Genomic DNA, 13,004 nt, shown 5'->3' on the forward strand with positions numbered 1-13,004 from the left:
ATGAGCAAACTCATTTTACAGCCTATCGTTATCGCATCAAAAATTTCATTACCCACTTGTTATTTGCTTGTTTTTTATACTTTTTCTTATACTATATCTACATCATTAATTATAAGAAAAATAATATGATCCCAAGCAAAATAGCCAACATTAGCCTTGCCGCTATCATCTGCTCTCTAGGCTTTGACTCTACTGCGGCGGTTGAGTTTTTCGATCCTATCGATGGCTACTTTGATGCAGGGCAATACCTTGCAGAAAACGCCTATGGCTTTTTACCCGTCCCCACCATTATCACCGAGCCTTCGGTGGGTAATGGCATTGCCGTTATGGGCATGTTTTTACATGAAAGTCCCCAACAGCAACAAGCGCGTAAGGAGCTTGCCACTCATTCTGTCGATGGCGGCGCTCAGCTATTGACCCCCGGGATCTCAGTTGTCGGTATTGGTGCAACGGATAACGGCACTAAAATGGGATTTGCTGGTCACAGGCAAACCTGGTCACAAGACAGCATTCGCTACCTTGTTGGCGGTGGTTATGGCGATATCAATATGAGCTTTTACAGCCAAAGGGATTTTGCTCAAGGCTTGTCGTTAGATATGAATATGCAGGGTTTTGGTGTGATTCAAAAACTTCAATATCGTATCGGCTCCAGCCCACTCTTCCTTGGCCTATCACAAAAGTATGTCAGCTTAGATTTAAGCAGTCGCCGTGAGTTTGAAAATATTCCACCAGAGCTTATAGATAGGTTAGCTGATATCATAGACACCTCCCCAAGGGTCTCCTCGATTGGAGCCATTGCCGAGTATGATAGTTTGAACAACTTCTTCATGCCCACCAGTGGCTACAACTATCTACTTGAGTATGATTGGTTTAGTAAAGATCTCGGCAGTGATTACAACTACCAAACACTGAATGTTAAGGGGCTGAACTATTGGCCGCTGTCCAACAGCCTCACCTTAGGGTTAAAACTGCATTATCAAACCATAGACAGCGATGGGCGCCTGCCGATTTTCACCTACCCTTTTATCGATCTACGGGGGATCCCTAAGAATCGCTATCAGGGCCAAAACGTCGGCTCAGGAGAGGTTCAAATCATGTGGAAGCTTTCCCCTCGCTGGATGCTCCTTTCATTTGCAGGGAGTGGAGTCGCAGGTAAGAGTAATAGCGATATGTGGGACAGCGAACAGCAAAATGCTTATGGCGTAGGTTTTAGGTACACAATAGCGCGGCGTTACGGTTTACATATGGGAGTCGATGTAGCTCGTGGTCCAGAAGATACCGCTTTATATATCAATGTCGGCAGCGGGCTTTAAAGAAACAACAGCGTCCTTCGCTAAAGACATTAATTTAGGTAAGACTGATGTAATGAGAACTGGCTCACAACTCCTCCCAAAATCGAATAACTAAAACTGGGTAAACCGCTTAAGATCACAGCTTTCAAGCTCAAAAAAACGACAATGACAATCCGTTTTTCCCTTGTGTTTTAGGTTTTGCTGTTTAGTGTTCGAATTATCACATCACGCGTTATTATGGGCTCAAGCCTTAGGCTTCATCTCAATGGCTGTAGGTTGGTGGGCCAACTCCCAGAAAAATGACCGACAATTACTCTCTGGCAACCTCATAGCTTCAAGTATTACAGCCATTCACTTAGGTCTGCTTGGCAGCAGCTTAGGCATGTTTAATCAGCTGCTTAATGCTGTACGCTTCGCGACATGTCAAAAGCGCAGTCGTCGTGGGTTCTTGCCTATTCTATTTTCAACTGTTGCCATTATGCAGGGATTGATATTTGCAGAGCATTGGAGCGAATGGTGCGCCGTTACAAGCGCCGTGTTGATAAGTTTTGCTCTATTTTACTCAAGCGGTGCGAAATTGCGCTCGGCAATGGTGATAAGTAATCTTCTTAACTTAACCCTTTCCGTCTATCTATGCTCTTGGTCTGGGATTTTATATCAAGTTGTGACACTGCTGATATTAACCCGTAGTCTGATGCCTCATAAACAGGCTAAGTGCTTTGATGAACAGACCGCTTAAATGTTCCAACTTGCTATCTAACGTCAATTTATTCGCTGTAAATTTGTACAAGGATAATCACTTAGCTATGATTGCCATAATATTATGACACACGCATAGCTGTTCACAGGCTGTAGGGATCACGGTTAGATATGGATGACAGACGATTATTTTCGCGGGTACTATTTGCAACGGATGCCAAGTTAATCAATCACGATAGGTGCTGGGCGACCAAGCTATTGGATATTAGCCTTAATGGCGCCTTAGTCGAACTCCCCCAAGACTTTAACTTTAATGGCACCGAACTGACACTGGAGTTCAGCCTTCAAGAACCTGAATTTAAGATTTCGATGCTAACAAAGTTAGTACACAGGGAAAATCAACAGCTGGGGCTAGCATGCCAGCACATTGATGTTGAAAGCATTAGTCACCTTCGCAGACTACTGGAACTTAACTTAGGCGATGCCACTTTACTCGACCGAGAATTAGAGCGCTTGTTCAAGCAAAATAACGGATAGCTTCAGATAAAAGCGCCGCAATTTATAGCGGCGCATTTTGTTGTCGTTTATGAATCGCTAGTTGATTAACTCCAGCAACTCATGGATCGTCTTCACCGGAATAATCTTCGCTCCAGATCCTTCCATCGACTTATGATAGTTTCGATAGGGAATAAATATCTCTGTGAAACCATGCTGAATCGCTTCCCTGACTCGCGGCACGCCGCTATCGATTGGGCGAACATCACCGTTTAAACTCAGCTCGCCCATAATGCAGGTGGTTCTCGGCACCACAAAGTCATTCAAGCTACTGAGCAGCGCCGTCACCAACGCCAGATCGATACAGGTTTCAGACTCATCAATTTTAAGGCCGCCCACTAAGTTAAAGTAAGTATCATGGAAAATCTTGGTCTTAGTGTGCTTACGCAAAATACCGGTTAACATCTTAATACGGTTCATGTTCAAGCCTACACAAACTCGCTGGGGGAACTCCGCCTCAGTTTCAGTGGTTAAACACTGGATCTCAAGCAGTAAATTACGATTACCCTTACGGATACAGGTAATTGCTGCCCCCGGTGACTCGGTGGTTGAGCCTGACAGAAAGATCTCACTCGGATTGTCGACACTTATCATGCCGCGCTCTGTCATCTTAAATATGCCCACAGTATCGACATCGCCAAAACGGTTCTTATTCGCCCTAAGGGTACGTACTTGCCCGTCATTACACTCGATATGAGTTAAACAATCGACGATATGAATAAGGGTTTGTGGCCCCGCAGTTTCATTGTTCTTATTAACGTGAGCTACTAAAAACATCGTCACGTTGTTTTGCTTACAATACTGAGTTAATGCCTGCGCACTGCCCTTAACCTGTGACGGCGAACCTGGGCTACCATTCGCTAAATCGGTCACTACGGCCTGAATTGAATCGATGACTGCAAACTTAATCTTCTTCTCTTCTAGCTCGGCGATAATAGCTTCTACACTGGTTTCAGCCATCAAGTAGAGGTTATCTTCATTACAGTCTAACTTAAGACGATTTACTCGGTTTTTAAACTGCGACAAAGACTCTTCGGCAGTACAATAAAGTGATGGCATTAACTGCGACATGCGAGAGACGAGATCCGACAAAATCGTGGTTTTACCTGCCCCCGGATCGCCCGAAATAATATTCACTGAGCCCGTGGTTAATCCACCACAAAGGACTCGGTCCAGCTCACCAATCCCCGTGAGCATCTTTTGAGCTTCAAACTCTTCAATCTCGGTTAACTTTTTGGAGCCGCCGCCCACAGAGCCTGCGTAGCCAGAAACCGAAGCGCGAGCGGGTTTAACCGCCGAGATCTTCAGTTCACTAATGGTGTTCCACTCCTGACAGGCACTACACTGCCCCTGCCAGCGAGGAAAATCCTGACCACATTCATTACATACGTAAGCTGTTTTATTCTTTGCCATAGCCCTTTCTAAATCACATAAAATCGGTAAAGTAATGCCAATATTGGCCGATACTAATTAAAGTAGGGATAATAAGCGAATACTCCCTTAAAAAATTGTCTAATACCAATCAATATAAGAAGCTGATCTACTCAGAGCGCTTTTTGGCAAACTAATTCAAGGCGAATAGCTGAAAGAATGGTTACTCCCTTGTGAAGCTGTTCAACGCAGAAGTAGGCAGCCAAAAACGCTCCAGAATGGCGAGTTTTAGCGCCTCTGATGCAGTGTTAACGAGCTTAACCGTAGAATAACTATGCTCTTCACTCGTTGCCTTGCCTCAGAACCGCTAAACTCTCGCTGAGCGTCCAGATCTTTATACTGATTGGTATAAAATCCTATCAGCCATCGCTCTATTTAGCACCCCAAAAGAAGTGATTAATGACTTTAGAATTGCATAAAGCCCTTATTGAACAGTTAAAACCCCTATTAATGGAGCCTGAGTTTTCGGAATTATTCGAACAACTAACTGCCGATGAAACCAATTCAACTCGCTTTTTGCTCAAGATGGAACTCAATAGACTGGCCTCAGCCTGCACTAGACTGATCGATTTACGCAATAAAACCGAGCTCGACTGTGAGGAATTTACTTTCGCAGGCCAGCAGCACTATCTCGATGCTCCAGCTAAAGAAAGCTTTTTACAAGCCCTTGCGCTTTACCGCGACGAGTATACCTTAGGTGTTTACGAGCAGGTGATAGAGGCGCATAAGCGTCGAGTTTTAAAACAGCGACAATCTAACCAGAGCGAGATCATTAGTGATGCTTCACCGTTTGTAGCCAAGGCTGTGGTATTAGGCAGTTACTTTGCCCGTAGCGAAGAGCGCATGAACTACAGCATGCGTATCAATGTTACTCAGGGGCACCTAAGTTTTAACGGCATCACCGTCGATCTCTCCGTTGGCGGTGTGAGGATCCGCATTCCAGCGAAGCATGGCTTGCAGCCGAATATACCTGTCCGTATTAAGCTGTTGGAGCTTGGGGAGGAGTACTATCATGAGGATCTACAACAAGGTATCGACTATCAAATTGTCGATACAGACCAAAATCATGAATACAGCTGGTTAAGACTAAAGCGAGTTTCCGGCAGTGAAGCATTAGCACAAATGCTAGAAAAACTGATCCAAGGTTATAAGTTTCGCTACAAGGTCGATGTTAATGATGTCTTAGTGACGACAAAAGGACTGGGATTTGAACGCCATTACCTACCGCACCTGCCACATCTACCACTGTTTGTCAGCAACAAAGCTGACGGGACTGATACTGATGAGGCAAAACTATCACTGAGTCATATGCTACTGAGTCGTGATAATCAAAATGTCAGTGAATACTTTAAAGATGAAGATAATATTAGTCAGCTAGGCGCGTTTCTCACCCAAGCTAGAATCAAACGTATTATCGACTCTGAAGACAATAGCCCGCACACTCAATTCTTCAGCTTTACTTTTAAAGCGCAAGGAGCGGTCTACTTTTACTCAGCAAGCCTAGCCGAGCTTAAGTCACTTAACCTGCTGGCACTTTTCCTTAGCTTTGCCTCTACCAAGCCTAGCTTTCGGATTTTTAAAGTCACTAAGCAAATGATTGACCACCAGCAATCCTACAAGGCCAGTATTCTTCCCAGCGAAGAAGCACGCTACTCAGCGCTCACCGAAGCACAACTTGGCACATTTAGCCATGTACTGCAGCTTAGTGATATCACCCCAGAAAAAGCGGCAGAGCAATATCAGAGTTGGAACGAAGTCCATTTAGCTGGCGATACTCAAACCGGAGTGAATGAACTAAAAATCTTTGGTCAAAAGAAAGTTACTCAACACGACATAAATCCGATTTCACTGCAGTTTAGCGAGCGTCGCAATGAGTCGCGCTTCGCCTTTAAAACCGCCGTGATGTTAAGCCAAGGTGAGCTACATACAACGGCAAGTACTGACGATATTTCCAGCCGCGGCATGAAGCTCACGCTCACAAGTCCCGTCAAGTTTAATCAATCTGAGCCTATTTTAACTAGCTTCCCTAAACTGCAGGCTATCGCAGGCAAACGCACGCTCCAATCCCTGCCCTATCGTTTGATCCGTACCCGTAAGGATGGAGTAACCATGCATTTTGCGGCGCAAATAGGTCACACGCCTCATGTGGGGGTCGAGTTCTTAAATCAGTTAATTGAACAGAATCGCGAAAAGCTAGAAAAACTCAGCGAGAACAATCAAGACGTAAAAGAACTGGCCGATGGCATGAAAAACATCGTCATGCGTAAGCTTGCCTCTTTACCTTATTTTCTAGAGCGCACGCCAAAATCGGCCTATATCTCAACCTTAGGTATAGGGACTGAGCAGAACCATATCGCCAATATTTTTGCATCTAAACGTGATAGCACCACTAAGTATGATCTTGCACCACTGTTAAATAACGACAGACTAAAACGTGATTTCATCACCCCAATTCGCACAATGAAACCACAACAGGGTTTATCCCATTTTGAAATCTATGTGCAGATCTCACGTATGTCCCAAGGACAGATAAAAGTACGCTGCATCGGTGAGCAAGATCTAGCTGAACGCTCACAACAACTGAGCTTTATCCAGCGCAGTCAAAACCTTGGTGAATTTGTGGCACTGAGAGTCTATCGCGGCGCGACTGGCAAACCCGACTTAAACTATATTCGCAAAGAACGAGATTACATTCAGACCCATTCCCCCCATAAAGCTAAGAAGCTAGAGGAGCAACTGTGGAATATTATTGGCGTTGGCGAGTTACTCGATGTCACCCATGAGGTTCTATTACGCTTTCCCGAGCTTAACGGTTAACTCATTGCTATTACTATAAAAAGTCATAGGGCACCTGTCACGGCATTCAAATAACGGTGACTAACCCATAACCTGCAGCCGAGGCATATCGCTGCAATGCGCTAAGCCTCAGCTCCTAAACTTAAGAAGCCTGAACTTAAATATCTAAAGTTGAGAAAACTAGACTCGAGGATCTGGGTGATGTTTTATCACCCTATACATATAGCCGACAACCACAAGATTAATCATTAACACGGCAACCGTGATAAAGTTAGGTTTCGTAAATAATTCATAAGCTTCAAAAGGTAGGTAAATTCCGCCACTGAGTAATGCAAACCACTCGGTCCACACCAAACTATGCCACAAGCCATAAGCTTCGATAAAACGTATAGCCGCGTACAACAAGGCGCCAGCTATCACAAACATAATATTGGCCTCTGTCACCTTCCCGGCCTCAGTAATCACCTCCTGTACTAGGTGATTCGCAGGGTTTAAATGAGAGTGCCGCAGTAACTCTTCCACCACTAACTGAATATCTTGCCCGGCCAGTTTATGCAGCCCAAAAACGACTAATACCGATATTAAGCCTTTCGTAGCCTCGAGAAGTGCGATGGCTTTTAAGCCTTTCTTAACTGATGACATGGGATCCTTTAGGGCTACAGGGAGACTCTGTAGCTATCAATGATAAAAAAATAGCGCTATTTACTTATTTTACGTCATTTTACAATATATAAGTGCGGTATTAATTACCTTTAATGGTGAAGTAAATTTTAACAACATTAGTGCAACCAAGGTCGACGTACTTAAACTCATTTTCAAGCTCATTTTTAATGGCCTGAATGACTAATTATTAGCCTCTCATTAATTAATGATGAACTGAAGATGTATTTTTATTAATGAAAGCGAATAGTTAATTAGCCCTGATAACTCCTGAGGTATAGTGCTAACTAAGGCAATTTATGCCTGTAAAGTGGCGATGTTCTAGGTCTGTAAAATCACTACGACTAGCAACAAGCTCACCACTTTGCAGTATTAAGCAATCGCCTTGATAACTATGCCCCTTTAGGAACACCAACAATGCTAGATTCATTCGTCTCAGTCATTACAGCCCTATGGCAACAAGACTTCGCTTTGCTACAAAGCCCTGGCAGCGCAACCATGATATACGTTTGCGTTTTCACCTTAATTTGGCTAGAAAGTGCATTTCTTCCCGCGGCTCCCATGCCCTGTGATAGCGTGGTTATCCTCTCAGGCAGCCTAGCCGCAGCAGGAATCATCAGTTTACCCATGGTATTTGCCGCTTTAGTTATTGCTGGCGCAACTGGCAGCTGGGTGGCTTTCATTCAAGGCAGATGGCTACATAGGCTACCTAAAATCCAGCGCTGGATCGATGCCGTCCCAGAGAAACGCATGAAGACGGTGGATACTTTACTTAATAAACATGGACTGCTGGCCCTGTTTACTGCGCGCTTCATTCCTGTTGTACGCCCTCTATTACCATTAATGATGGGATTACACATAAAGAAAGTCTCAAACTTTCATTACTTTGCCTGGTTAAGCGCGGCGATCTGGTGTGCACTATTAATTGGCTTTGGTTACGGTTTATCTTACCTACCTGAGAGCATTGCACGCGTTGTCACCATGGTACTCATTATCGCTCCATTTGTGACGCTAGCAATTGCCATTGTGAGTCTGCTAAGCGGCTTCATTATTAAGAAGAGGCGCGCTAGAAAAGCTATTGTCAGCGAGCTAATTCAAGAGACAGTGCTACCAAAGGCGCAGCCTATAATGAAGAAAACCATAAAGTAACGTCTTAGACGACAAGCTATCAGATAGCTTGGTTTTACAACTGAAGCCACCTTGGGGTGGCTTTTCTATATCAGCAACTTGAGCTCCAAAGTCACTTAGACCTCGCCTCTGTAAATGCCGTTCACAACACCAATATTCCCTACCAGCACAACCACTTAATCGAATTTATCCAAACGTGCGCTCATGCCAAGCTATTCATATGCGCAATAGCTGCAAATATCAAAACCAATACTGGCTCTTAAACCTACAACCGCACAGTTTAAGGTCTGTTGAGAGGTCAAGCCATCACCACTCCCTAAACCGTGGTTAATACTTGCTATTGCCGCCTTTAAAAGCGCCTGCTATATCCTGATATCCAGCGATTTGAGTGCAGCCTAGGAAAAGTAAAAAATCCACCGCTTCAGTAGATAGTTAGCCTTGAAAACAAAAAGCCCAAACTTACGTTTGGGCTTTCAATGGAGTCTCGAGTTATTTAGGCGTTAGCTGATATAGCTCTGACCCGCGTAAACCACGAAGTGTCTCAGTGCGAGTACGCCAAGAATCGTGCTACAAGATACAGTGATCAAGAAGCCTTTGCTGTGACGCCATGCCTTAGGGGCTAATGTACTGGCCAATACCGGTACCACAAGACCTAAGCCCACAACGCCAATCCAAAATACACTGGCCCAAGTACCCGTCGTTATCGCTGCCGTTGCCGCCTGAGCCGCAGGGCCAGAGAAGTTAAGGCCGACGAATAACAGTACTAAACAGAGTGCTTCGTTAAAGGCCACCGGGTATTCGATACGATGAACCTGCTCGATACAATCTGACTCTTTCTTGCTGAAGAACAAAGTTGCCACTAAGATATTACCCGCTGAGCCCACAGATAAGGCTGAGGCCAAGAACAACGCAGGCAGTACTGCGGTGTTCAGGATTGGGTAACTGATCATCGCTGACAACAAGAAGCCAGTATAAACACCCACACCAAGACCCAGAGCAAAAATCAGCTTATTAAGGCTATTCTCCACCTGACGGCACACTTTAAGCGTACCAGCGAGCCAAGGCGCATATTGCAGAACCTGTTTTTCAAATACCAGCGCCGAAAATACAAACACGAGTGGAATATAAACCAGCAGTGCGATTACACCCCATGCCATCACTGACGTTAAGTTGTAGTTGAGCAGGATATGATAAAACTCAAATGGTTTCGTCAAATCCAGCACCAGCAGCGCCATACCTAAACAGATAGCCACAGGGCCAATCACAGCCGCGGCCTTAATAACAGGCAAACCTTCTGTCGGCTGACCACGACTCTGCTTATACCATTTAAGACCTATAGCCACCAGCATAGAGCCAGCAGATAATCCCGCCATAAACAAGTACACCGCGATGATCCAGTTCCAAACTACCGGATCGTATTGCTCCATCGAGCCCCAGATATTGTTCATGCTTTGATCCCTCCTTTACGGCTAGGAATACGGTAGACGCGAGGCTCGGTGCCAAGGTTTACCTTCTGTTGGTAGTTAGGTTTCGTGTCTAACACTTTGCGTACTTCAGAGTTCATGTCATTTGCATCACCAAACACCAGTGCTTGAGTTGGGCAAACGGTTACGCAAGCTGGCTCTTCACCGCGAGCTAAGCGCGTTTCTTTACAGAAGTCACACTTATCTGGCACTCGTGTTTCTGGGTTAATGAATCGAACCTTGTATGGACAGGCCGCAACACAGTAGAGACAGCCCACACACTTCTTTTCGTTAATAGAGACGATGCCGTCATCATTAACGTAAGCGGCACCCGTTGGGCAAACCTTTACGCAAGGTGCGTTTTCACACTGCTCACAAGAGACACGGTTATACTTAAAATGTAGGTGTGGGAAGTTGCCGTAAGGCCCCTCGATTCTGACCTGAATGCGAGTCACCGACTCAGGCACATTGTTTTCACTGCGGCAAGCCACGTTACACGCTTGGCAGCCAATGCACTTATTTTCATCGTGCACGAGAACATAACGCTTAGTCATAATTAACTCCGATTAAATCTTGGCAATCTTGACACCGGTGGTATGCAAGTTCATACCTGTTACCGGAGAGGTCACATGAGGAAGTAAGTTACCGCAATGCACACCTTTACCGGTCGCACGAGCGAGTTCCTTGTTCTTTGAACCACAGCCCATATAGGCAAAGACAGTATCTGGGCGTATACCTGGCGTAACTAAGGCATGACCTTCCTCACTGCCGGTATCGTTATAGATACGGATCTTGTCGCCGCTGGCGATCTTCAATAGCCCTGCTGTTATCGGGTGGATCCAAACGGCATTATCTGACATCAGATTTGCCAGCATAGGCACGTTCTGCGTACCTGCGTTGGTATGAACGGCAACCTTACCTTGAATGAAAAATAACTCGTCGGCCTTTTTCATCGTCACTTCGCGGTAACGGATCACCCCGCGCCCAGGCGCCATTTTCTCGACTTTGGCAGAACTCAACTCAATCTTGCCTGTCGGCGTTTTAAAACTTAGCTGGCTAGCGTAAGTACCATCTTCATCAACCGCTTTAGCATTCGGGTAAGTATTTACAAAGTCTCTCACCATGCCACGTTCACGCAGCATTAGTGGTTTACCAAAGCTCACATAACCGTCTTGTTTGATTTTTCTCAATAAGTCAAAGTCACGCTGCACTTGGAACAGCTGCAAGGTTTCCATATTCTCCCAAGGGAAGTACTGGCCTTGGCCGAGTCTGTCAGCCAACTCTTTCCAAATTAACCAGCTCGGCTTAGTGTCGCCAATAGTTTCAACCACGCGTTGACGTACATAGTAGGCAGGGTTCTTACCCGACTTATCGGCAACCTCTTCATCACGCTCAAGATAGGTAGACTCAGGAAGGAAGACATCGGCATAGGCCGCGCTCTCACTGATATAGATATCGCACGCCACCACGAAATCGAGTTTTTGCAACGTCTTAACGATGCGTGCTCTATCTGTCATGGTTTGCATAGGGTTTGTACGACTCATCACCCACGCACGTAGCTGATAAGGAGTCGCGTCCAGTGTAGAGTCAAGAATCGTCTGGTAAATACCACCAGAAGACCAAGTTAAGGCATACTGCTCATCCACCATATCGATACGCTTAGCATCAATTTTGGGCATGCCATCGACACCAGGTTTGGCTAGAGTCGGCGCAACAGGCTCACCTGCGAACTTGTTGTAGCTCGAGGCTTTCTTACCAAAGTACAAGCCACCTTTACGCTCAATGTTACCAATCAATACGTTGGCAGCGTATAGCGCACGGCGCATCTCAAACTCTTCGGTGGTAAACGATGAACGGTGACCAAAATCCACCATAGCATGTGGTGCAGCCGCTGCGTATTCATGGGTAATGCGGCGAATATCTTCGGCAGGTACGTCACTGATAGACTCAGCCCACTCTGGGGTGTACGCCTTCACCTCTTTGGCAAAATCGTCAAAGCCTGACACGTACTGTGCAACGAAAGCTTTATCGTATAGATCGTCTTCAATCAACACATGACATATCGCCAATGCAACGGCGACATCGGTACCCGGTTTAATCGCATACCATTCATCGGCTTTGTCAGCCACAATCGAGAAGCGTGGTTCAAATACCACTAGCTTTGCGCCCTTTTCCATCTGTGCATTCATCATGCCTCTGGTTTCTGACATATTAATGCCTTCATAGAGGTTATGACCGAAGTTGATGATGTACTTAGAGTTGCTTAAGTCACGCTTAATCTTGCCACCAAACATCGCTTTGGCTGCGATAACATAACTGCCTGGACAGGTCGATGCATGGGTAAAGGTATTTGGACTGCCAAAGGCCTTGGCTAAATGGAAAAGATGTCCTGAGAGTGAGCCTGACTTTGATGAGAATGCGACAGTTTCTGCGCCATGCTCAGCTTTGATTTTATTAAGGTTCTGTGCAATCAGCTCATAGGCTTCATCCCACTCAATCTCTTGCCAATTGCCTTCACCACGCTCACCAACGCGCTTCAATGGCTTAACGATTCGCTGTTTATCATAAAGCTGGCTATGACCCGCACCACCACGAGCACAGACGGCGCCACCAAATGACTTAGCATTTTTGTTACCGAGAATCGATACGTTCTTACCATTAACGACACGTGCCGATATAGGGCAGCGAGTTGAACACATTTCACAAATACTTGCGACAGACTCTGCACTACCTTGCAGTTTTGAATCACCAAAGGCAGCTAAAGAGCCTGGAAGCGTTGCTAATGCGCAAGTCGCTGTGCCGGCTCCGGCCCCTTTGATAAAGGTTCGCCGATCTAGTTTCATGTTAAATCTCCCAATGACAGTTGTCCTTAGGAGAGCTGTAGGTGAAGCCCTGAGTTAACCGCTTAGCACAGTTAACATCCTCCTAAGGTTTTCATCATTGTTATTGAGGAGAGTAATATTGGATATTGTGGTAAACC

10 protein-coding genes are annotated in these 13,004 nt (G+C 45.5%); 5 read left to right on the forward strand and 5 right to left on the reverse strand.

The features are described 5' to 3' along the window. The first annotated feature begins 125 nt into the window (after window positions 1–125). The 3 genes from JMA39_RS10475 (at window position 126) to JMA39_RS10485 (ending at window position 2,528) form a co-directional block, all read left to right on the forward strand. The gene (locus JMA39_RS10475; RefSeq protein WP_237732767.1) at window positions 126–1,313 is read left to right on the forward strand and encodes a BamA/TamA family outer membrane protein; all 1,188 of its coding nucleotides are present in this window, start codon (window positions 126–128) and stop codon (window positions 1,311–1,313) included. Window positions 1,314–1,500: 187 nt separating this feature from the next. Further along, the gene (locus tag JMA39_RS10480; RefSeq protein WP_202721825.1) at window positions 1,501–2,031 is read left to right on the forward strand and encodes a YgjV family protein; all 531 of its coding nucleotides are present in this window, start codon (window positions 1,501–1,503) and stop codon (window positions 2,029–2,031) included. Window positions 2,032–2,162: 131 nt separating this feature from the next. Beyond that, window positions 2,163–2,528, forward strand: coding sequence for a PilZ domain-containing protein (locus JMA39_RS10485; protein ID WP_202721826.1), 366 nt, complete (start codon window positions 2,163–2,165; stop codon window positions 2,526–2,528). Between the two features lie 57 nt (window positions 2,529–2,585). Here JMA39_RS10485 and radA read toward each other — a convergent pair whose 3' ends face one another. Then, window positions 2,586–3,959 carry a DNA repair protein RadA gene (gene radA, locus JMA39_RS10490; RefSeq protein WP_202721827.1) on the reverse strand — a complete coding sequence of 458 codons (1,374 nt, stop codon included), beginning with the start codon at window positions 3,957–3,959 and terminating at the stop codon, window positions 2,586–2,588. 417 nt (window positions 3,960–4,376) lie between these two features. Here radA and JMA39_RS10495 point away from each other — a divergent pair, with 417 nt between their 5' ends. Beyond that, entirely contained in the window at window positions 4,377–6,794 is a 2,418-nt protein-coding gene (locus JMA39_RS10495) for a PilZ domain-containing protein (RefSeq protein ID WP_202721828.1), read from the forward strand. A 159-nt stretch (window positions 6,795–6,953) separates the two neighbouring features. Here the strand turns inward: JMA39_RS10495 and JMA39_RS10500 are convergent, their stop codons facing one another. Then, entirely contained in the window at window positions 6,954–7,415 is a 462-nt protein-coding gene (locus JMA39_RS10500; RefSeq protein ID WP_202721829.1) for a DUF2127 domain-containing protein, read from the reverse strand. Between the two features lie 435 nt (window positions 7,416–7,850). On the opposite strand from JMA39_RS10500, the gene JMA39_RS10505 reads away from it, so the two are divergent. Then, entirely contained in the window at window positions 7,851–8,582 is a 732-nt protein-coding gene (locus JMA39_RS10505) for a DedA family protein (RefSeq protein ID WP_202721830.1), read from the forward strand. Window positions 8,583–9,061: 479 nt separating this feature from the next. Here JMA39_RS10505 and nrfD read toward each other — a convergent pair whose 3' ends face one another. Genes nrfD through phsA form a run of 3 tightly spaced genes read right to left on the reverse strand, consistent with a single transcriptional unit; the run spans window position 9,062 to window position 12,867 of the window. Then, window positions 9,062–10,009, reverse strand: a complete 948-nt coding sequence (gene nrfD, locus JMA39_RS10510) for an NrfD/PsrC family molybdoenzyme membrane anchor subunit (protein ID WP_202721831.1) — start codon at window positions 10,007–10,009, stop codon at window positions 9,062–9,064. After that, window positions 10,006–10,578, reverse strand: a complete 573-nt coding sequence (locus JMA39_RS10515; RefSeq protein ID WP_202721832.1) for a 4Fe-4S dicluster domain-containing protein — start codon at window positions 10,576–10,578, stop codon at window positions 10,006–10,008. Before JMA39_RS10515 ends, nrfD begins: the two co-directional genes overlap by 4 nt. Before the next feature lie 12 nt (window positions 10,579–10,590). Next, a complete protein-coding gene (phsA, locus tag JMA39_RS10520) occupies window positions 10,591–12,867 on the reverse strand; it encodes a thiosulfate reductase PhsA (protein WP_202721833.1) in 2,277 nt (758 codons plus the stop codon). Window positions 12,868–13,004: the final 137 nt, after the last annotated feature.

This window comes from Shewanella schlegeliana (assembly GCF_016765635.1).
Lineage (GTDB): Bacteria > Pseudomonadota > Gammaproteobacteria > Enterobacterales > Shewanellaceae > Shewanella > Shewanella schlegeliana.

Coding starts and splice junctions, on each gene's coding strand:
- nrfD (WP_202721831.1), bottom strand. CDS start 10,009: ATGAACAATATCTGGGGCTCGATGGAGCAATACGATCCGGTAGTTTGG.
- JMA39_RS10515 (WP_202721832.1), bottom strand. CDS start 10,578: ATGACTAAGCGTTATGTTCTCGTGCACGATGAAAATAAGTGCATTGGC.
- phsA (WP_202721833.1), bottom strand. CDS start 12,867: ATGAAACTAGATCGGCGAACCTTTATCAAAGGGGCCGGAGCCGGCACA.
- JMA39_RS10475 (WP_237732767.1), top strand. CDS start 126: ATGATCCCAAGCAAAATAGCCAACATTAGCCTTGCCGCTATCATCTGC.
- JMA39_RS10500 (WP_202721829.1), bottom strand. CDS start 7,415: ATGTCATCAGTTAAGAAAGGCTTAAAAGCCATCGCACTTCTCGAGGCT.
- JMA39_RS10505 (WP_202721830.1), top strand. CDS start 7,851: ATGCTAGATTCATTCGTCTCAGTCATTACAGCCCTATGGCAACAAGAC.
- JMA39_RS10485 (WP_202721826.1), top strand. CDS start 2,163: ATGGATGACAGACGATTATTTTCGCGGGTACTATTTGCAACGGATGCC.
- radA (WP_202721827.1), bottom strand. CDS start 3,959: ATGGCAAAGAATAAAACAGCTTACGTATGTAATGAATGTGGTCAGGAT.
- JMA39_RS10495 (WP_202721828.1), top strand. CDS start 4,377: ATGACTTTAGAATTGCATAAAGCCCTTATTGAACAGTTAAAACCCCTA.